Origin of the sequence: Meridianimaribacter flavus, assembly GCF_004366715.1 — a bacterium.
Taxonomy (GTDB): domain Bacteria; phylum Bacteroidota; class Bacteroidia; order Flavobacteriales; family Flavobacteriaceae; genus Gaetbulibacter_B; species Gaetbulibacter_B jejuensis.
In genome coordinates this window covers 124,418-146,151 of record NZ_SOQZ01000006.1, presented here as the reverse complement: position 1 = coordinate 146,151, position 21,734 = coordinate 124,418, and the positions used below count along the sequence as shown (strand labels likewise).

Annotated in this window: 19 protein-coding genes and 1 riboswitch; of the genes, 1 reads left to right on the top strand and 18 read right to left on the bottom strand. The window is 33.9% G+C overall.

The window, feature by feature from the left end:
- Positions 1-52 precede the first annotated feature (52 nt).
- The 6 genes from A8975_RS12580 to A8975_RS12555 all read right to left on the bottom strand — a co-directional run bounded on the left by A8975_RS12580 (position 53) and on the right by A8975_RS12555 (position 6,537).
- Entirely contained in the window at positions 53-1,714 is a 1,662-nt protein-coding gene (locus A8975_RS12580; RefSeq protein ID WP_134200916.1) for a hypothetical protein, read from the bottom strand.
- A 144-nt stretch (positions 1,715-1,858) separates the two neighbouring features.
- Positions 1,859-2,491: a T9SS type A sorting domain-containing protein gene (locus A8975_RS12575; protein WP_134200914.1), complete on the bottom strand. Its 633-nt coding sequence runs from the start codon at positions 2,489-2,491 to the stop codon at positions 1,859-1,861.
- 129 nt (positions 2,492-2,620) lie between these two features.
- The gene (locus A8975_RS12570) at positions 2,621-3,703 is read right to left on the bottom strand and encodes a bifunctional 3-deoxy-7-phosphoheptulonate synthase/chorismate mutase type II (RefSeq protein ID WP_129761074.1); all 1,083 of its coding nucleotides are present in this window, start codon (positions 3,701-3,703) and stop codon (positions 2,621-2,623) included.
- A 13-nt stretch (positions 3,704-3,716) separates the two neighbouring features.
- Positions 3,717-4,568 carry a prephenate dehydrogenase gene (locus A8975_RS12565; RefSeq protein WP_134200912.1) on the bottom strand — a complete coding sequence of 284 codons (852 nt, stop codon included), beginning with the start codon at positions 4,566-4,568 and terminating at the stop codon, positions 3,717-3,719.
- Positions 4,565-5,713, bottom strand: coding sequence for a pyridoxal phosphate-dependent aminotransferase (locus A8975_RS12560; protein WP_134200909.1), 1,149 nt, complete (start codon positions 5,711-5,713; stop codon positions 4,565-4,567). The genes A8975_RS12565 and A8975_RS12560 overlap by 4 nt, the downstream gene beginning before the upstream one ends.
- Positions 5,710-6,537, bottom strand: a complete 828-nt coding sequence (locus tag A8975_RS12555; RefSeq protein ID WP_134200907.1) for a prephenate dehydratase — start codon at positions 6,535-6,537, stop codon at positions 5,710-5,712. The genes A8975_RS12560 and A8975_RS12555 overlap by 4 nt, the downstream gene beginning before the upstream one ends.
- A gap of 282 nt (positions 6,538-6,819) precedes the next feature.
- On the opposite strand from A8975_RS12555, the gene gldA reads away from it, so the two are divergent.
- A complete protein-coding gene (gene gldA / locus A8975_RS12550; protein WP_134200905.1) occupies positions 6,820-7,713 on the top strand; it encodes a gliding motility-associated ABC transporter ATP-binding subunit GldA in 894 nt (297 codons plus the stop codon).
- A 45-nt stretch (positions 7,714-7,758) separates the two neighbouring features.
- Here the strand turns inward: gldA and A8975_RS12545 are convergent, their stop codons facing one another.
- From A8975_RS12545 to A8975_RS12490, 12 genes are all read right to left on the bottom strand, one after another.
- The gene (locus A8975_RS12545; RefSeq protein ID WP_134200903.1) at positions 7,759-8,502 is read right to left on the bottom strand and encodes a head GIN domain-containing protein; all 744 of its coding nucleotides are present in this window, start codon (positions 8,500-8,502) and stop codon (positions 7,759-7,761) included.
- 1 nt (position 8,503) lies between these two features.
- Positions 8,504-9,595 (bottom strand): acyloxyacyl hydrolase, encoded by a 1,092-nt coding sequence (locus A8975_RS12540; protein WP_134200901.1) that lies wholly within the window; start codon positions 9,593-9,595, stop codon positions 8,504-8,506.
- 34 nt (positions 9,596-9,629) lie between these two features.
- Positions 9,630-10,583 (bottom strand): methylenetetrahydrofolate reductase [NAD(P)H], encoded by a 954-nt coding sequence (gene metF / locus A8975_RS12535; RefSeq protein WP_129761081.1) that lies wholly within the window; start codon positions 10,581-10,583, stop codon positions 9,630-9,632.
- Positions 10,584-10,778: 195 nt separating this feature from the next.
- A complete protein-coding gene (gene metH, locus A8975_RS12530; protein WP_410504200.1) occupies positions 10,779-13,511 on the bottom strand; it encodes a methionine synthase in 2,733 nt (910 codons plus the stop codon).
- A 9-nt stretch (positions 13,512-13,520) separates the two neighbouring features.
- Positions 13,521-14,531 carry a homocysteine S-methyltransferase family protein gene (locus A8975_RS12525; RefSeq protein ID WP_134200897.1) on the bottom strand — a complete coding sequence of 337 codons (1,011 nt, stop codon included), beginning with the start codon at positions 14,529-14,531 and terminating at the stop codon, positions 13,521-13,523.
- A gap of 48 nt (positions 14,532-14,579) precedes the next feature.
- A riboswitch (SAM riboswitch) is annotated at positions 14,580-14,698 on the bottom strand.
- A gap of 59 nt (positions 14,699-14,757) precedes the next feature.
- Positions 14,758-15,648, bottom strand: a complete 891-nt coding sequence (cysM, locus tag A8975_RS12520; protein ID WP_134200894.1) for a cysteine synthase CysM — start codon at positions 15,646-15,648, stop codon at positions 14,758-14,760.
- On the bottom strand, positions 15,645-16,376 hold the full coding sequence (epsC, locus tag A8975_RS12515) for a serine O-acetyltransferase EpsC (protein ID WP_134200892.1): 732 nt from the start codon (positions 16,374-16,376) through the stop codon (positions 15,645-15,647). Before epsC ends, cysM begins: the two co-directional genes overlap by 4 nt.
- A 134-nt stretch (positions 16,377-16,510) precedes the next feature.
- On the bottom strand, positions 16,511-17,560 hold the full coding sequence (locus tag A8975_RS12510) for an NAD(P)/FAD-dependent oxidoreductase (protein WP_134200890.1): 1,050 nt from the start codon (positions 17,558-17,560) through the stop codon (positions 16,511-16,513).
- A gap of 2 nt (positions 17,561-17,562) precedes the next feature.
- On the bottom strand, positions 17,563-18,150 hold the full coding sequence (locus A8975_RS12505; RefSeq protein ID WP_134200887.1) for a bifunctional precorrin-2 dehydrogenase/sirohydrochlorin ferrochelatase: 588 nt from the start codon (positions 18,148-18,150) through the stop codon (positions 17,563-17,565).
- A 2-nt stretch (positions 18,151-18,152) separates the two neighbouring features.
- On the bottom strand, positions 18,153-18,923 hold the full coding sequence (gene cobA / locus A8975_RS12500) for a uroporphyrinogen-III C-methyltransferase (RefSeq protein WP_134200885.1): 771 nt from the start codon (positions 18,921-18,923) through the stop codon (positions 18,153-18,155).
- Between the two features lie 2 nt (positions 18,924-18,925).
- Positions 18,926-21,016 (bottom strand): HEPN domain-containing protein, encoded by a 2,091-nt coding sequence (locus tag A8975_RS12495; RefSeq protein WP_134200883.1) that lies wholly within the window; start codon positions 21,014-21,016, stop codon positions 18,926-18,928.
- A gap of 15 nt (positions 21,017-21,031) precedes the next feature.
- Positions 21,032-21,658 (bottom strand): phosphoadenosine phosphosulfate reductase family protein, encoded by a 627-nt coding sequence (locus tag A8975_RS12490; protein ID WP_134200881.1) that lies wholly within the window; start codon positions 21,656-21,658, stop codon positions 21,032-21,034.
- Positions 21,659-21,734 lie beyond the last annotated feature (76 nt).

Here is a 21,734-nt window from a genome sequence, read left to right as displayed (position 1 = left end):
ATTTTAATAAAGAAAGACTGCCAAATGACAGTCTTTATTAAGTAATGTGATTTTAATCAACTATCATTCTTCCTAACTTGTCTTTAGATTTTCTTGAAGAGTAAATGATATATTCTTTATTGTTTTTTAAATAAAAAACTCCAGGTCTTAAAATTAACTGGTCCTTTTGTAATTCTTCAGGATCAACTCTATTGATTTCTCCATTATCTTTATCAAAGACAAAGGCTGTTGGTATTGCTTTATTATAGTTTCCTAAGGCTCTTATTTTTTCAATATCGGTAATTCCCATATTTTTTTTATTATCATTAAAAACAACTATAAGCTCTCCATTAGTATAAATAGGAATTGCTCCTAAATATTCAGGACCTTTACCTAATACAGCTACTGGTATCATCACACCAACACCAACAGTAAAATTAGAATTTCCTGAAAAGCCATACACACCAACTGACATAGTAGTAAAACTTGCTTTTTGATCTTTTGCAATAACATTAGCCCACTCTACTGAACCATCAGCATTTAAAGATGTTACAATAATTTCATTTGTTATAAATGTAATAGGCGTAAAATTAACACCTAAACCTCCTATACCAATCCCTGAAGAACTTCCTATAATAGATTGCCTGTACTCAGCTAGAAAAATTAAGCCTCCATCTTCCTTTTCAATTAAACTGTGCGTAACATAAAATGGCGGAATGTCTTTATCCTTTTTAGCTCTTCGCTCACCTATAAGTTTTACTTTAGTATCAAAATCGAAAACATTAAACTTTAAATTGGTTACTGTATTTGAAGACATATCAATTGTGCCAGAATAAACACCTTTTAATTTCCAATTTGCTCTTCCTCTTTTATTAACACTAGAATAAAACCCTACAAGATTTAAGGTGTTATTTGCAGTCATTAACATTTCACAATTAATAACTTCTTTGCCTTCAAAGTCTACATTAATTACTTCTTTAGTATAAGCATTTTTCTTTTTGTATGCGTGAACTTCAAATTTTTCAATATTCTTTTTTGCCTTTTTATCTCTATAACTTTCGTTAATTACTAGAAATATATCTTCATCAAACGTCACATCAAAATCTGAAATTGTAAACTCTAAATCTCTTCTATCGGTAAACTCTACTTGTTCCAAATGAGACGTCACAACATGCATGTTTTGGTCAATTAGCTTAATTTCATATTGCATAATTTCTTCTTTATCGAACAATGATGCATGCATGATTAATAATTTATCTCCTAAAGGTGCATGTTTAAAATAAAACGCTCCTTTTTCTCTATTTTTAGTAACTTGAGTTGAAAATAATTTTTTCTTGTTTTTTGTCAACTTACCATCTTCAGAGATTTCAACTGATAATAAATTGTATACTTTACTTTTTTTATCGTAAACACTTCCAATGATATATACTTTATTGTTTAAAACCGCAATCTCTTCAAAAACAGGCTCCTTATTAATAAAATCATCCATTTCAATTTCATTTACAGAAATTAAAGCCATATCAGCTGAGTCAAATACTTTTATATAGAAGTTTTTCCCTTTTGTAGCTAAAGTGTAAATTTTACCATTTGTTTCACCAGCAATCCTAACTATTTTTTCTTTATCAGCTTCAATTTCTTTTCCATGAGTAATAGTAATAGGCCCTAATTTGCCTTGTGCATTTACTGAAAAACTAATGATAGCTAACAGCAAAAAAAGCATGTTTTTTTTAATCATAATGTGTAAGTCTAGTTGTTGAGTAGAAAGATTTTTCTTTCAGAGTTTCAAAAATAGTTTTTTTATTGAACTTAACAAGTTGAACAAAAAATAGTGCTTTGCTACATATTTCAATTAGCTGAAACGTAATTTTTAAGGTCTTTTTTATCCTTTAATTATCCTTTTGGTTTCTAGCCAAGTTCCATCGGCTTTTATGTTTACTAAATAAATTCCTGATTGATATCCTGATAAGTCGATTTGCCCTTTTTTGTTAAAGTTACTCCATTGCAATTTTTGTATTTGTCTTCCAGAAAAATCATGAATTAAAATCTCAACGGTTTGGTAGTCTCTTTGAGAAACAAAATTAAAAACACCAGTACTTGAAGGATTTGGATAAATTTTTGGTTCAACACCCTTAGCTTCTTCACAAATGTGTTCACAGCTAATATAACATACACAGCACGTAAGGATTGTTCTACAACTTGAATCAAATGCCGTTACTACAACCTCATCAAGAGATTCATAACCATCTAAAACCACATCAAAGTCTTTAATGTTTTGCAAATGCACGTCTTTAGGTAAGTAGCCTAAAAAGGAAACCTGTAATGTATCAGTAGGTTTAGCTTCAATTGTAAATTTACCGTTCTCATCAGCAATAACACCTTTAGAGGTCTGCTTTACTATAACATTGGCAAAAGGCAACACTCCTTCTGTATCATAAACGGTTCCGCTAATACTGTTTTGACCAAAAAAAGAGAAAGAAAGACTGAAAAATAAAAAGAATACTGTTGGTTTCATAATAGTGATAGTTTGATTAATGATTCAAACCTAATTGATATTACAACTATCTAAAACCCATAATGAGTAAACACTACTTTTGAATGAGAAAACGCATAAAAAAAGCCTCTTGATGAGGCTTTTTATTAATTATCCGTTAATGATTTTTTCCTGATGGTTAATCGATTCTTGGTGAATAGCTTTAAATACTCTTAAGATAAACTCTTCACTAAGATTTTTTTCTTCGCCTTGTAAAATCATTTTTCCTAATATTTCGTTCCATCGTTTAGACTGAAGTACTGCCACGTTTTTAGATTTTTTAAGTGCTCCAATTTCATCAGCAACCTTCATGCGTTTGCCTAACATTTCAATAAGTTGATGGTCCACCACGTCTATTTGCGTACGTAAGGTATTAAGCTTGTTATTAAACTCCGCAGCATCTTCAGATTCCTTTCTTATTTTAAGGTCCTTTGTGTACTGAACAAGCGTTTCAGGTGTAATCTGTTGTGCAGCATCACTCCAAGCGTTATCTGGGTCGTGATGTGTTTCAACCATAATTCCGTCGTAATTAAGATCTAATGCTGTTTGGCATAAATCGAAAATAATATCTCTTCTTCCAGCAATATGCGAAGGATCTAAAATTAATGGCAAATCAGGGAAACGATTTTGTAAATCTACTGCCAATTGCCACTCTGGATTGTTTCTGTACCTTGTTTTTTCATAAGTTGAAAATCCTCTGTGAATTACACCCAAGTTTTTAACATCTGCAGTGTAAAAACGTTCAACAGCTCCCAACCATAAAGCCAAATCTGGATTTACAGGGTTTTTTATCAATACGGTTTTGTCTGTTCCTTTTAAAGCATCAGCAATATCCTGAACAATAAAAGGACTAACAGTTGTTCTTGCACCAATCCATAAAATATCAACATCGTGCTTTAATGCTAAATCAACATGGTGTGCATTTGCAACCTCAGTTGTGGTTAACATTCCTGTTTCTTCTTTAGCTTTCTGTAACCATTTAAGACCCAAAGCTCCAACACCTTCAAAGTTTCCTGGTCGCGTTCTTGGTTTCCAAATTCCTGCTCTAAGTACTGTTGCATCACTGTCTTTAAGTTGGTGTGCAATTTTTAGTACTTGCTCTTCGGTTTCTGCGCTACATGGTCCTGCAATTACTAACGGATGGTCTAATCCGAAATTATCTAACCACGATCTTAATTCTTTCTTGTTTTCCATAACATTTCCTTTTTTATATAATTCCGTTTAAAATATCTTTTATATGATTTGTATTTTTCATTTCGCTGTGAATAGCCTCAAAATTGTCAGCTTCCATAAATTGTTTGAATTTTGACAGGTTGTTGATATACTCTTCTAGAGTTTCAACTACGTTAGCTTTGTTCTGCTTAAAAATGGGTGTCCACATATCTGGTGAACTTTTTGCTAAACGCACAGTACTTTCAAAACCACTTCCTGCCATATCAAAAATATCGCGTTCATTCTTTTCTTTTTCAATAACTGTTTTTCCAAGCATAAACGAGCTAATATGAGATAAATGCGACACATAAGCTATGTGTTTGTCATGCGCTTTTGGGTTCATATAACGAATACGCATACCAACATTAGAAAACAATTGCAATGCTTTTTCCTGTAGCTTAAATGCTGTTTTTTCTACTTCGCAAATAATCATAGTTTTACCATTGAATAAATGTTGTTTTGCAGCCTTAGGTCCTGAAAACTCAGTACCAGCAATTGGATGTGCAGCCAAAAAATTTCTACGATTTTTATGTGTATCTATAACTTCACAAATGGCTTCTTTGGTAGAACCTACATCAATAACCAATGTGGTATCTGACACTAAATCCAGCACCTTTGAAATATGCTTTACAGTAGCATCAACAGGAATTGAAACAATAACCAAATCGGCATTTGAGATTTCATTTAATTCTGCTTTTTTATCAATTACTTGAAGTTCTAATGCTTCGTCTAGATGCGTATCACTTTCATCAACACCATAAATAACAGCATCTTTGTAAACACGCTTTATATCTAGCGCAAAACTACCTCCTATTAATCCTACTCCTATTACAACTATTTTTTTCATTTTACTCTTGCAATTGCTTCTTCAATTTCTTCGGTTTCTGCACATAACGAAAACCTTATGTATCCTTCTCCATTACTTCCAAAAATGGTTCCTGGTGCAATAAAAATGGAATCGTTTTTTAAAACTGTGTCTATAAATTCTTCTGACTTTACAAACTCTGGTAATTTTGCCCAAACAAACATTCCTGTTGCGTTTTTATCATACGTACAGTTCAATGCTTCGGCTAGTTCCCAAACTAGTGTTCTTCTTTTTTCATACACACTATTTAGGCTTAAGTACCATATATCAGAACAGTTTAACGCTTCAATAGCGCCTTTTTGGATACCATAAAACATACCAGAATCCATGTTACTTTTCACTTTTATGATACTGTCTAAATACTCTGATTTTCCCATAACCATACCTACTCGCCATCCAGCCATATTAAACGTTTTACTCAACGAGTTAAGCTCCAAACAATGGTCTTTGGCATTTTTATATTTAAGAATGCTTCTTGGAAATTGGTTTAAAATAAAACTGTACGGATTATCATTAACTACAAGAATATTATGACGTTTTGCAAACTCAATAACATCTTCATAAAACTTATTAGGCGCAACAGTTCCTGTTGGCATGTGTGGGTAATTAATCCACATGATTTTCACTTTACTTAAATCGTGTGTTTTTTCAAGTTCAACAAAATCTGGCAACCAATTATTTTTTTCCTTTAAATCATAAAACAAAGGTGTAGCTCCTACAAGTTTAGTTACCGAAGTATATGTAGGATATCCAGGATTTGGTATTAACACGCCATCGCCTTCATTTAAAAATGCCATTGAAATGTGCATAATCCCTTCCTTACTTCCCATTAATGGTAAAATTTCGGTTTTAGGGCTTAACGACACACTAAAGTGTTTTTTATAAAAATCTGCCATCGCTTGCCTTAACTCTGGCAAACCTTGATAGCTTTGATATTTATGCGCTGTAGCATCATGCATACTATCAACAATAGCTGATACCACTCTAGATGGTGGTTGCAAATCTGGACTACCAATTCCTAAATTAATGATAGGCTTACCATGCTCTTTCAAAAGGTTAACTTCCTTAAGCTTTCTAGAGAAATAGTACTCTTCAACGGTATGCAATCTGTCAGCTACTGAAATCATAACTTTGCATTTTTATATTCTCCTAATATTTTTAAATCCTGTGCCATAATCTGTAAAATAGATTTTGCTTTTTTAAAGTCTTCGTATGCTTCAAAAGTTACATCCACAAAAAAGGCGTATTTCCAAGGTGAATTTATTTTAGGCAACGACTGTATTTTGGTTAAATTCAATTTACAATCGCTCATTACATTAAGCACAGTTGCCAAACTACCTCGTTTATGGTCTAATTCAAATTTGATAGACGCCTTATTGATATCACTTTCAGAAATCTCAGAGTTTTGCGTCTTTACAATCACAAAACGTGTTTCGTTATGTTTTATGGTTTGTATACTTTCTGCTAAAATCTCCAATTCAAACAATTCAGCAGCCAACCCACTAGCAATAGCTGCAACGCCTTTTAAATTTTGCTCTTTTATGCGTTGCGCAACCTCAGCTGTATCTTTATCCTCAATAAGCTTTATATGAGGATATGCTTTAAAAAACTCTTTACACTGCAACAACGCCATAGGATGCGAATACACTTCTTCAATAGCACTTAACGATTGGTTAGGTAATGCCATAAGGTTGTGTTGCACATCAAGATAATGCTCTCCAATAATGTGTAAATTATGAGTATCAATTAATGCATAATTGGGTATAATTGAGCCAGCTATAGAGTTTTCAATAGCCATAATAACCGTATCACTTTTTCCTGAAAGTAAGCTATTTACTGCTATATCAAACGACAAGCACTCATCGATAGCCACAGTATCATCAAAAAATTGTTTAGATACAATATGATGAAATGACCCTTTAATACCTTGTATTGCTACTGACTTTATCATAAAAAAAAATCCCGATTTTCATCGAGACTCATATTAAATTTAGTTACCTTAAATTATACATACAACGTCTCGCTCTTTTCGCTAAAAAAGAAATAAAACCAGTTGTAATATGTATAATTGTTTGTCTTCATTGTGTTTATGAAGTTGCTAATGTAATTAATATTTTCACAAATCAAAATACTTAAAAAACTTTTTTACAGTTATTATTTAACTTTTTAAAGATTATACAGTAATGTATTACATAAATTATATAATTGCTATTTTTGAATAAACATTTCTTTTATGTCTATAGAGGTTGAACACATTTCAAAAACTTACGGAAACCAAAAAGCGCTTAACGCAGTGTCTTTTAAAGTCAATAAAGGTGAAATTGTTGGTTTTTTAGGTCCTAATGGAGCAGGAAAATCGACGATGATGAAAATCCTTACGACATATATTGAAGCTTCTGATGGTGTTGCTAAAGTGAGCAATTTTGATGTAAACACAGCTTCTAAAGAAGTTCAAAAGCGCGTTGGATACTTGCCTGAGCACAACCCTTTGTATTTAGACATGTATATAAAAGAGTATTTAAGTTTTAATGCTGGTGTTTATAAAGTTGAAAAATCTAGAATTGACGAAGTTATAGCACTTACAGGTCTTACTCCCGAAGCGCATAAAACAATAGGTCAACTTTCTAAAGGTTACAGGCAACGTGTAGGTTTAGCCAATGCATTGTTGCATAATCCTGAGGTTTTAATTTTAGATGAACCTACTACAGGATTGGACCCAAACCAATTAATTGACATACGTCACCTTATCACGTCTTTAGGTAAAGAAAAAACAGTTTTCCTATCTACTCACATTATGCAAGAAGTTGAAGCAATGTGCGATAGAGTTATTATTATCAATAAAGGTGAAATTGTAGCCGACAAAACACTTAAAGACCTAAGAGACGAAAAAGTTCAAACGGTTATTGTTGAATTTGATTACAGAGTTGAAGAAGCGTTTTTGTTGAAGCTCCCAAAGGTTACAAAAGTTGAAAACACTTTTGATTTTATTTACGAAATCACGTTTTCAACTACTGAAGATATGCGCTCTCATGTATTTGACTTTGCGCATGATAACCAGTTGAAAATCCTTCAGCTTAACCAAAAAAATGCGAGTCTGGAAAGTTTGTTTAGGGAGTTGACGAGTTAAAAAAGCCCTTCCTAACCTTCCCAAAGGGAAGGAATTTAATACTACTCAAAAAATAAGCGCTCCTGTATACAACGTTTCCACCTCAACAATTGGTGGTTGATTTACTGAAATCAAATTTCCTGTACCAAGAAGTTTACCTGTTAACTCTACTTGCGGATTCACAATCATATCATTACTTCCACGATGATACACATCAACATTTTGAGCTATAAGTTGTTCGCCTTCAAAACGACCTGCTCCAGAATAAAAACCTACAAATAAATTGTTAGTTACTCCTGAAAGGTAAAAAGATGCGATATTGTTAGATGTAACTCTAACTTGGTTGCTATTAAGTTCCATTCTAAAATCGCCAACTGTAAACGTTCCTGGTGCGTTAAAATCTTCTGACAACAGCGATAAATTGTTATAGTTTAAAACACCTTCAGACTGTATTTCAAACTGAGTTGAGCTTCTTATTTCAGTAATATTTGGTGCAGTAACATACACTTTTGTTGCAGCGTAGTCTCTTACTAAATTGCAAGTATTATTATCTGAAAGTATAAGTTGTGCGTTTTCAACTTTTACTTCAACATCAGACAGTAAGTTTTCACCAGTTTCAATAATAATAGTGGTTTCAGCATCTTGTTTTAAAATCAACTGCACATTTCTATTCACCAAAATTTTATCAAAAGTTGCAACTTCTACAACTTCTTGCACAATGGTTCCTGTGGTTTGAAAACAGTCGCTCGCATCCTCTCTATCACAAGCAAAAAGCATTATAAAACTTACTATGTAAACTATTTTTTTCATCTTACAATCGTATTCCTACACCTAACTCAACAGCTTCGGCTTTTGCTCCATGAGATTTTAAAGTTAGTGCTCCAAATATTTTATCTCCAAAATAACGCTTCATTCCCACTCTAAAATAGGTTCTACCTTCAAAATCGTATGGATAATAAACATAATACCCTAACTGGGTTACTACAGACAGTTTATTAATAAACAACTCATGACCAGCAAAAACACCAATACGTTTCCAGTCTTCATCTCCACTAACGTTATCTTCAGGAAAAGCAACAGATTTATAGTAAATCAATTCTTCCAAGAATTGCGAGAAAAACACATCTACTCCTAACTGCACTGCACTTTTATGGCTTAAACGTTTATCAGCATAAGCAGACACAACTAAAAAAGGATATTGACCACTACCAACTACATCACTTTCGTTTATTCCACTTCTTAAAGCAAAATTAAACTTTATGGATTCTGTGAATTTTTCTTCTAAAAGGTTATAGATATACTCAGGAGTTTCTTCTTCTAAATTATACGTCAATCCAACATTAAAGGTTATGGAATTAACACTAGTATTTGGTGCTTTTACATTAGCGTTTGAATAATGAATAAGACTTAACCCTGTTTGAAACCCAAACCTATCAAACAAGCGTTCTTTTTTATAGTTGAGCATTAAATAGGTACTACTCAACAAACGAGAACCAAACGCTATATTTTTATGATTATCAACCTTATCATAAGGGTTGGTTGTATAGGCTAACCCTTGACCAATTCGCAACATTAAATTCCTTTTAAAAAAGTAAAAGTTATAATGCGCGTACAATGAATAATTATTTCCTAAGACCTCATTTTTTAAATTTTGATAAGCAAATGACACACCATAATCAGGATAGTTGTAACGTTGCTCCCAAGCTTGATGACCAAAGGTTTTTTTATTCCAACTTAAAATAAAACCTTCGGGATGCCCATTGATTAAATGAAGAATATCATCATTATGAAGCGCAATATTACCTTTAAAATAATTGACATCAAAAGTAGATGTTGTTTGCTTTTCCTGTGCAAAAATAAAAGCACAACAAAACAAAAAAGTATAGGTAACAAGCTGCTTCATAGTTTAATTTAGTGAAGCAAAAATAACAGAATATTTAGAACAACCGCTCCGCAATGGCTTTTATGTTATCACTTTTACCCATTGAGTAATAATGTAATACTGGTACACCTGCATTTTGTAATTCTTTAGATTGTTTAATTGCCCATTCTACACCTACTTGTCGCACAGCTTTATTGTCTTTACAATCCTCAACAGCATCAATTAAGTCTTCTGGTAAATCTATTTTAAATACTTGTGGTAATAATTGTAAATGTTTTTTAGTCGCAATTGGTTTTATCCCTGGAATTATTGGCACTGTAATTCCTGCTTGTTTCGCAGCTTCAACAAATTCAAAATATTTTTTATTATCAAAAAACATTTGTGTCACGACGTAATCCGCACCACAATCTACTTTGTGTTTTAAGCGTTTTAAATCGCTTTGTAACGAAGGTGCTTCAATGTGTTTTTCTGGATAACCAGCAACACCTATGCAAAAGTCAGCTTTATCGCTAGCTTCAATAACATCGTGCAAGTATTTTCCTTTATTCAAATTTTGAATTTGCTCAACCAATTCGCTAGCATATTGATGACCTCCTTTTGAAGGCTCAAAATACTTTTGATGACTCATAGCATCACCTCGTAATGCCATAACATTATCAATTCCTAAATAGTGGCAATCTACAAGTAAATATTCGGTTTCTTCTCTACTAAAACCGCCACATAACACGTGCGGAACTGTATCAACGTTGTATTTGTATTTTAAAGACGCACAAATACCAACGGTTCCTGGTCGCATACGCGTGATTTTTCGATCTAACAAACCGTCTTTTTCTATATAAACATGTTGCTCCCTAGACGTTGTTACATCAATAAATGGTGGCTTGAATTCCATTAAAGGGTCAATATTGTTGTATAACTCTTTAATGTTACTTCCTTTTTGTGGAGGAATGATCTCAAAAGAAAACAAGGTTTTTCCTTTGGCTTGCTTTATATGTTCGGTTACCTTCATAGTCTATGTTTGGCACCAATCTTATCGTATTTTAAGCCGATAAATATGCAACCAACAAAGACAATCCAGTGATTAAAATCAACTGAAAAGCAAATCGTATTTCTACTTTAAATTTTGTCATTTTTATAGCAAATTTGTTGCTGCAAGATTAGTGATTTATTTAATATCGAATATTAATTTATTTGTAATTATTAGTTAATTTTCTGACAAGTTTGGATTCAGCCACTTTTGAGCTTCTTCGGTTGACATACCACGCCTTTTGGCGTAATCTTCTAATTGGTCTTCAGTGATTTTTCCTAATCCAAAATATTTAGCTTCTGGATTTGCAAAATAATAACCGCTTACACTGGCTGCTGGCCACATCGCAAGACTTTCGGTTAATTTTACACCAATAGTTTCTTCAACTTTTAAAATGTCCCAAATGGTCTTTTTCTCTAAATGATCCGGACAAGCTGGATAACCTGGAGCAGGACGAATACCTTTGTAACTTTCGGCAATTAAATCTTCGTTGGTTAAATGGTCTTCAGAAGCGTAGTTCCAATGTTTGGTACGTACTTCTTTGTGTAAATATTCTGCGAAAGCTTCAGCTAATCTATCGGCTAATGCTTTAATCATTATGGAATTATAATCGTCGTGATTCGCTTCAAATGCTTTGGCCAATTGTTCGGTTCCAAAACCAGCCGACACACAGAAACAGCCTACATAATCTTGAATACCTGTGTCTTTTGGTGCGATAAAATCAGCCAACGCAAAATTTGGAATGCCTTCGCGCTTTTTTAATTGCTGACGTAAGGTTAGGAATTTTACTGTGTCAGATTGAGCGCAGTCGAAATCTTTAGTAGATGCTGAATCAAGTTCAGCATGACAATCTTCGATTATCACCTCAATGTCATCATCATTTACAGTATTTGCAGGAAATAATCCAAAAACCGCTTTTGCTTTCAATAGCCTTTCATCAAATACTTTTTGAAGCAATACTTTAGCGTCTTTAAACAATTCGACAGCTTGATTGCCAACAACATTATCGGTTAAAATATCTGGATATTTTCCGTGTAAATCCCAACTTCTAAAAAATGGTGACCAATCGATATAATCTTCTAAAATCGTAATATCAAAATCTTGAATATCTTGTATTCCTAATTGTTTTGGTTTTACAATTTCGGTTGTTTTCCAATCGATTTTAAACTTTCGATCACGCGCTTCTTCAATAGAGACATATTCCTTTTGCTTACCGCGTTTTAAAAACTGCTCACGGAATTTTTCATATTCCTCACGAATCTGTTCTTTGTAAACAGTGTTATCCTTTTGCAACAGATTTCCAACAACAGTTACAGCTCTAGACGCATCGTTGACGTGCACAACTGTGTTGGAATAATGTGGTGCAATTTTCACTGCAGAATGCGCTCTAGAAGTTGTTGCGCCACCAATTAACAACGGAATGTTAAAACCTTGTTTTTCCATTTCTTGAGAGACGTAAACCATCTCGTCCAACGATGGTGTAATCAAGCCACTTAAACCAATAACATCGACGTTTTCCTTTTTGGCAGTTTCAATGATTTTTTCTGGCGGAACCATGACGCCTAAATCCACAATTTCGTAATTATTACAACCCAAAACTACACTCACAATATTTTTACCAATATCGTGTACGTCGCCTTTTACGGTTGCCATTAAAATTTTACCGTTAGAGCGTTGCGAATCGTCTTTTTCAGCTTCAATATAAGGCTGTAAATAAGCGACTGCTTTTTTCATCACTCGAGCGGATTTCACCACTTGAGGCAAAAACATTTTTCCGCTTCCAAACAAATCGCCAACCACATTCATTCCGGTCATTAAGTGACCTTCGATAACTTGAATAGGTTTGTTTACTGCTTGTCGCGCTTCTTCTACATCTTCAACAATAAAGGCATCAACACCTTTTACTAAAGCGTGTGTAATACGATCTTGCAAAGGTTCGCTTCGCCATTCTTGCACCTTTGCTACATCGTCTTTTTTCTGTCCTTTTACGGTTTCGGCAAATTCTAGTAAACGTTCGGTTGCATCGTCTCGTTTATCAAAAAGTACATCTTCAACGTGTTCTAATAAATCCTTCGGAATTTCGTCATACACTTCCAACATGGTTGGATTAACGATTCCCATATTCATTCCGTGTTGAATCGCGTGATATAAAAATGCTGCGTTAATGGCTTCACGCACGACATTGTTTCCTCTAAACGAAAATGATACGTTACTTACACCACCAGAAACGCTGGCGTAAGGTAGATTTTCTTTAATCCATTTTGTTGCATTAAAAAAGTCTAAAGCATTTAAACGATGCTCTTCCATTCCGGTTGCAACGGGAAAAATATTTGGATCGAAGATGATGTCTTCTGGTGGAAAATGAACTTGATTTACCAAAATATCGTAAGAGCGTTTACAGATTTCTATCCTACGCTCATAGGTATCGGCTTGACCATCTTCATCAAACGCCATAACAATCACAGCTGCACCATAACGCTTGATTAGTTTTGCGTGATGAATAAAAGTCGCTTCGCCTTCTTTTAAACTAATAGAATTTACAACCGATTTACCTTGTACGACTTGCAAGCCAGCTTCTATAATTTCCCATTTTGAGCTGTCAATCATAATGGGCAAACGTGCAATATCTGGCTCTGATGCAATTAGATTTAAGAAGGTTACCATTGCATGTTTTCCGTCAAGCATACCTTCATCCATATTGACATCTATGATTTGCGCGCCACCTTCTACTTGGTCTCTCGCAACATCTAATGCTTCGGCATAGTTTTCTTCTTTTATTAATCGTAAAAATTTACGCGAACCAGTAACGTTAGTACGCTCGCCAACGTTTATAAAATTACTTTCTGGTGTTATGATTAACGGTTCTAGACCTGATAGTTTTAGGTATTTCTTACAGTCACTTTCTTTCATTGACATAGATTAAGAGATTCCTGCCTGCGCAGGAATGACACGTGGTTTGTAATTAGCAGCAACTTTGGCAATCGCTTTTATATGTTCTGGTGTTGTGCCGCAACAACCACCAATAATGTTTATTAAATCATCTTTAAGGTAGTTTTCTATAAGCTGTTGCATTTGTTTGGCTGTTTGGTCGTATTCGCCAAAAGCATTTGGCAATCCTGCGTTTGGATGTGCTGATGTGTAAAAATCGGTCTCGTGAGATAAGCGTTTTAAATACGGTTGTAATTGGTCTGCACCAAGTGCGCAATTAAAACCTACACTTAACAACGGAATATGTGATATTGAAATTAAAAATGCTTCTACAGTTTGCCCAGATAAAGTTCTACCAGAAGCATCAGTAATGGTTCCTGATACCATAACCGGAATGTCAATATTACGTTCTTCCTTAACTTCTTGAATGGCGAATAAGGCTGCTTTGGCATTTAGCGTATCAAAAATAGTTTCGACTAACAAAATATCACTTCCGCCATCAATTAAAGCTTCGACTTGTTGTTTGTAAGCAATGCGTAATTCATCAAAGGTTACTGCGCGATATTCTGGTCTGTTTACATCTGGACTTAAACTTGCCGTACGGTTTGTTGGACCAATACTTCCAGCTACAAAACGCGGTTTTTCAGGATTGGCTTTTGTGAATTCTTCAGCAACTTGTTTAGCTATTTTAGCGGATTCATAATTTAATTCGTACACCAAATCTTCCATATGGTAATCTGCCATACCAATAGTTGTACCAGAGAATGTATTGGTTTCTACTATATCTGCGCCAGCTTCGAAATACTTTCTATGTACTTCGGCAATAGCTTCTGGTTGTGTTAGCGATAATAAATCGTTATTTCCTTTTAATGGATGTTTAAAATCTTTGAATCTTGAACCACGAAAATCGTCTTCAGTAAAATTATAGCGCTGCAACATGGTTCCCATTGCGCCATCTAAAACTAAAATTCGGTGTTGTAATATTTTGAAAATGTCTGACATTTTATAATTTTTAAAATGTCATCATGAAAAGAGAGAAGAATAATTCTCGGGTTATCTGTCCCAAAAAAATGGGTAGAATTTAGCACCTTCTTAAATTTCTTATTAAAGAAAATTAAGGGTTGCTAAGGCTTCAACGGGTCTATTCCCTCTGCCTTTCGTGATAACAAACAATATTAATTATGAACTATGGGACAAAGTAACGTAATAAAAAATTGAATAGCAATATTTATTCAAATAAATCTGAAGACAAATATCTATCACCTATATCGCAAATGATTGCCACAATAACACCTTTATCTATAGTTTGCGCTATTTTTAAAGCTGATGCTACAGAACCACCACTACTCATACCTGCAAAAACACCTTCTTGTGTTGCTAGTAAATTAGCTGTTTTTTTTGCGTCTTCTTCACTTATTTCTACAACTTGATCTACTTTTTTAGGATTGAATATTTTAGGTCTGTAAGCTTCTGGCCATTTTCTAATTCCCGGAATTTTTGCACCATCTTTAGGTTGCGCACCAACTATAGTTATGTCTGGATTTTGTTCTTTTAAGTAAGTAGATACGCCCATAATAGTTCCTGTTGTACCCATTGCAGAAACAAAATGTGTGATTTGTTTATTGGTATCGCGCCAAATTTCTGGACCTGTAGTTTTGTAATGCGCTTTCCAGTTATCGTCATTTGCAAACTGGTTTAGCATAAAATAGCCTTTTTCTTTATGAAGTCTTTCGGCTTCGTCACGAGCGCCTTCAATACCAACTTCGGAAGACGTTAAAATTAATTCGGCACCATAAGCACGCATGGTTTTTATTCGCTCTTCGGTAGAATTTTCAGGCATTACTAAAATCATATTTACGCCTAATAATTTCGCAATAAAAGCTAATGCAATACCTGTATTACCACTAGTTGCTTCAACCAAAGTATCGCCAGGTTTAATATCTCCACGTTTTAAAGCTTCGCTTATCATATTAAATGCAGCACGATCTTTAACGCTTCCGCCTGGATTTTTTCCTTCAAGTTTTAAAAATAGTCTTACACCATCTTTTTTTAGGATGTTTTGCACTTCAATTAACGGCGTATTTCCTATTAAATTAGTTATTGATTGACTTTGTATCATGATGGTCTTGTGCTTATATTAATTTCTGACTTATAGGTCACTAATGAGTTTGGCGGAACAGATTGCGTAATCCATACATTGGCACCAATTACGCTATTTTTTCCTATTACAATATCGCCTCCTAAAATAGTTGCGTTGGCGTATATTGTTACATTATCTTCTATGGTTGGATGACGTTTGGTTTGCGACAAACTTTTTTTAACCGATAATCCACCTAAAGTAACACCTTGAAATATCTTGACATTGTTTTTGATAATACTAGTTTCTCCAATTACAATTCCTGTTCCGTGATCTATAAAAAATGAATCGCCAATGGTTGCTCCTGGATGAATATCGATACCTGTTTTTCCATGAACACACTCGCTCATCATTCTAGAAATAATAGGTAAATCCATTTTAAATAATTCGTGACTCATCCTATAAATTGCTATGGCATGAAAGCCTGGATATGCTAGATAAATTTCTTGCAAACTCTTACAAGCTGGATCATTTTTTTCGGCAGCTTTGGCATCTAACTCAATTTTCTTTTTTATCGTTGGAAGCATACTTTCAAAAGTACTCCAAATGACTTCAGAGTCTTTATCTGTAATGTCTTCAACAACTGTTTTAAATATAGGCTTTAGCTGTTTCAGTTGTTCTTTTTGTCTTACTTCATCATCAAACAATGCATAGAACAATTGCTTTGTTACATCTGAAACGGTCTCTTTAATTCGTAAATTTATCTGCATGTTTTTCTTATGAATGCTAAAATTACTATTCCATTTTTAGTTTATCACAAGCTTTAAGATTTTATTAAAATAAAACCTCGTAGTAAAAAAATTTCACCACGAGGAATTACAACTAAATATACAGCAACTAATCATTAATCTATTGCTTGCACAACTGCTTTTGGCGCTTCTTTTCTGGTTCCATCAAAACCATCAACACCACTAACGGTTGTGTACTTTAAAACATATTTTTTACCAGGATTGATAATTTTATAAGCTGATTGACACATTAATGTTGCTTCGTGGAAACCACATAAAATCAGCTTTAATTTACCTTCGTAGGTATTAACATCTCCTATAGCAAAAACTCCAGGAATATTGGTTTGATAATCTAACGTATCAACTTTTATGGCGTTTTTTTCAATCTCTAATCCCCAATCTGAAATAGGCCCAAGTTTTGGTGATAGACCAAACAGCGGAATAAAATGATCTGCTTCTAAAAGTATGTTTTCACCTTCTTTTTCGATAGTTACACCTTCAACATTTTGATTACCATGAATGGCCGTAACTTCAGCTGGTGTAATTAAATTAATCTTTCCTAAAAGTTTTAACTCTTTTACTTTTTCTACAGAATCTAAAGCGCCACGAAACTCGTTTCTTCTGTGAACCAAAGTCACTTCAGACGCAATATCAGCAAGAAAAATACTCCAGTCTAAAGCCGAATCACCACCACCAGAAATCACCACTTTCTTGTTGCGATACACTTCTGGGTCTTTAATCATGTATTCAACACCTTTATCTTCGTAAAATTCTAGGTTTTCAATTTTAGGCTTTCTAGGTTCAAAACTTCCTAATCCACCAGCAATTGCTACTACTGGTGCATGATGTTTTGTGCCTTTATTTGTTGTTACAATAAACGAACCGTCTTCTAACTTTTCTATGGTTTCTGCACGTTCTCCTAACGTAAAACCAGGTTCAAACTGTTTGCCTTGTTCCAATAAATTTTTGGTTAAATCGCCTGCTAAAATTTCAGGAAAACCAGGAATGTCATAGATTGGCTTCTTTGGGTAAATCTCTGAACATTGTCCACCTGGTTGTGCTAATGCATCTATTAAATGGCATTTTAATTTTAATAATCCTGCTTCAAAAACGGTAAATAATCCGGTTGGTCCTGCGCCTATTATTAATATATCGGTTTTAATCATGTTTAAATCTGTTTGTTTGAAATTAATGTTTTAGTCACATTGTTTAGGGTTTGAACTTTATGCTCAAAGTCGCCTTTAATTGTTTTTCTAAATCGGTTTAAATTTTGCACCAAATCGTCTATATTTTCTGGAATGACATCTTCAAAAAACTGTCTTAAACGTTTTGCTGTTGTTGGTGATTTTCCGTTGGTAGAAATAGCTACTTTTACATGACCTTTAGTAACAATACCTCCTAAATAAAAATCGCACAACTCTGGTGTATCTGCTACATTTACCAAAATATGATTAGCTTTTGCATCGTTATAGATTTGCTTATTTACTTCTGGTTTGTCTGTCGCTGCAATAATTAAATCTTGATCCAATAAAAACGAATCGTGATAAGACATCTTGATTAACTTAACATCAAACTGCTTTGCTAATGTTATAACATCTGGTCTAAAAAAATTAGCTACCATTGTTACTTTAGCATTTGGACTAGATTTTAATAAAAACGTTAGTTTTTCTAAAGCCACATAACCACCACCAACAATTAGCGTATTAATGCTATGCATTTTTATAAAAATTGGATATAAATTATTTCTTTCATTCATAGTTATGCTACTTTTAAAGTTTCTACTTGTTTAGCGATTGAATTAAGCGCAACACGCTGTTTTACAACATCACCAACAACAATAATTGCTGGATTAGACAGTTGCTGTTTTTTAACTACATCGCAAATTGTATTTACAGTTCCAATACCAAATTTTTCATCTTTTGTTGTTCCGTTTTGAATAATTCCTACTGCAGTATTTGATTTACCTTCGGATGAAAACACGTCCATAATTTGCTGTAGTTTTCCCATTCCCATAAGGATTACCACTGTTGCGGTAGATTTTGCTGCAAGTACAATATCATTAGACATATTATGTGATTTGGTTGTACCAGTAATGACCCAAAAACTTTCTGAAGCACCACGTTTTGTTAACGGAATACCTTGAAATGCTGGCACTGCCAATGCTGAAGAAATACCAGGTACCACAAAAGTTTCTAAACCAAAAGGTTTTACATAATCTATCTCTTCTGCTCCACGACCAAACACAAAAGGATCGCCTCCTTTTAGTCTTACAACATGTCCTTTTGTTTTTGCTCGCTGAACGATTAACTCATTAATTTGTTCTTGTTGATAAGCATAACAACCTTTGCGTTTACCAACAAAAATCAGTTCTGCTTTTTTTGACGCATAGTCTAGCAAATCTTTGTTTATTAGAGCATCGTAGAGAATTACATCTGCCGATTGAATTGCTTTAATAGCCTTAAGCGTTATTAATTCTGGATCGCCAGGTCCTGCACCAACTATTGTTAATTTTGGAATTATTGTCTTCATCATCATGCTACTTTTTGATCGTTTTCACGATAGGTTTTTACTGTTTTTAAAAAGGCTTCGGCACTTTTAAAATATTGCTCTGCAAATGCTTTACTTGGTGCATTTTCTTTAATTTGAAATACTAACTCTGAAAATGATACGTCTAGCGGAATACGCTTTGTTGCTACAAAATCTTCATCAAACTGCTTAATAATTCCTGCTTGAGAATTGGTAGATTTATTTTCTGTTAGCAATATTGCTTTAGCTGAATTTACAAACGCATTATACGTGTGATAAATAGCATGAGAATACACGTTGTTCTCTAACGCTTCTTTTGCCAGCTCAAGTTTTTCTTCACTTTCTAAAAATAAAGTTGAAATTAAATCGATAACTACACCAGCACATTCGCCAATACCAATTGCTTTTTCATAAACTTCGGTATTTCCCCAATCGATAAAATCGTCTTGAGTTAAATTGCTTACGTCCGATAAGTCTGTAAGCATATCATAAAAATACATTTGTCCTTTGTCTTGATAGTAATCTTCAAACGACAGGTTATTTGCGTTAATTTGAAAATCGTCTAACAAACGACGTAGCGCTATTGGTGCACGACGACTTGGTACTTTTACTACTTTGTCAGCAAAAACACCTTGACCGTTACCTTTGTTTGCTCCACCTAAAAGTACTTGCAATGCTGGTGCAACTAATTTATCTGGCGTACGAATTGACATACCTTGAAATCCAATATTTGCCATATTGTGTTGCCCACAAGCATTCATACAACCGCTAATTTTAATTACAAGATCTTTGTTATTTAAGTATTGCGGATATTCAGTTTTAATGACGCGCTCTAATTCTTCAGCAATTCCTGTACTACTTGCTATTCCTAAATTACAAGTATCTGTTCCTGGACAAGCTGTAATATCTACTGCTTTGTTATAACCAGCTTCTGCAAATCCTAATTTGGATAATTCTTGATAGAAATGTGGCAATAAATCTTCCTTAACAAACGGAATTAATATGTTTTGGCGTAAGCTTAACCGTATTTCTCCTGCTGCATAATCTTCGACTAAATTAGCTAACAATCGTGCTTTGTCTGTATAAAAATCACCTAACAACACCTTTATTCCTATCGCGACATAATCATCTTGCTTTTGTTTGATAACATTGGTGTTTTTCCAAGTTTGAAAAGCTTTTTCATCTTTTATATCAACTTCGGGAGCAGTAACATTTACTGGTTTTGAAACTGGATAATTTTCTGCATCAATTGGAACAGATTCAAATTCTATTGCTTTTTGCTCTTCTGCTACAAGGCGCTTAAATTCTTCTAAACCAATATCTTTTATTAAGAATTTCATACGTGCTTTTGCACGACTTTTACGTTCGCCATAACGATCAAAGATGCGCAAAACACCTTCCATTACTGGAATAATTTTATCACTAGGCAAAAATTCATAAAACACATCGGCATGTCGTGGTTGCGAACCTAATCCGCCACCAAGCATTACTTTAAAGCCACGTACATTGTTTTCAACTTTTGCGATAAATCCTAAATCGTGCATGTAAGACAATCCTGTATCTTCTTCTGAAGCTGAAAAAGACACTTTAAACTTACGTCCCATTTCTTGACAAATTGGATTACGCAAAAAGAACTTAAACAAAGCATCTGCATAAGGAGACACATCAAAAGGTTCGTTTACGTCAATTCCGGCAGTTTCGCTTGCTGTTACATTTCTTACCGTATTACCACAAGCTTCACGAAGGGTTACATCGTCACGTTCTAATTCTGCCCAAAGCTCTGGCGTTCTATCAAGATCTACGTAATGAATTTGTATATCTTGTCTAGTTGTAATGTGCAACCTTCCGCGAGAATATTCGTCTGAAACATCTGCAATTCGGCGTAATTGTTTACTTAACACCTTTCCGTAAGGCAATTTTATACGAATCATTTGAACACCTTGCTGTCTTTGCCCATAAACACCACGAGCAAGACGTAAGCTTCTAAACTTTTCTTCATCAATGTTTCCATTATGGAATAGCTCAATTTTTCTGGCTAATTCTATAATGTCTTTCTCTACAACTGGATTTTCTATTTCTGTTCTAAAACTCTGCATGGTGCGTCGCTTTTTTTATTGTAAATGAATTCCGCACTCTCTACTTTGAAGTGCTTTTATTGGGTCGAAATAATCGACGTTTTTGGTTAAATTATGCTTTGTTACGTAAGCGTCTAAATCGGCATCTGTCCAATAGTAAAATGGGCTCACTTTTAAAATGCCGTTTTTACTTAAGCTTAAAATATCTTTCTTATTTCTTAACTCGGTTTGTCTTACACGAATATTCGTAAACCATACTTCAGGATTGTGTTCTTTTAAAGCTCTTTTGAAGGGTTCTAATTTTACAACTTCTGAAAACTGATCGAAATTATCATCTTCTAATGATGGAAAACCTATAGTTTTTTCAACCTCTTCTTTACTCAATAACGATTGATACTTGCGAAGATTTAAATGATACTTCTCTGTAATATTTTTAGCATGTTCATAAGTACTTGGTTGATTGTATAACGTATCGCACCAAATAACCTTTATGTCTTTACTATGCTTGGTTATGGTACTTAACAAAACTTCAGAGTATACGCCAAAACTTGTTGTTACTATGTTATTGTTTGTTAATCTCAATGCCCAATCAATGATTTCATCAGGTGTTTTATCTTTTAATACTCGGTTCCAATATGCTATATCTATCGTTTGTCCTATCATCTATTTTTTTATTTTTACTATACTCCTATCGGAATAGTAGGAATTAAAAACAAAACTATATAAAAATATTTACCTA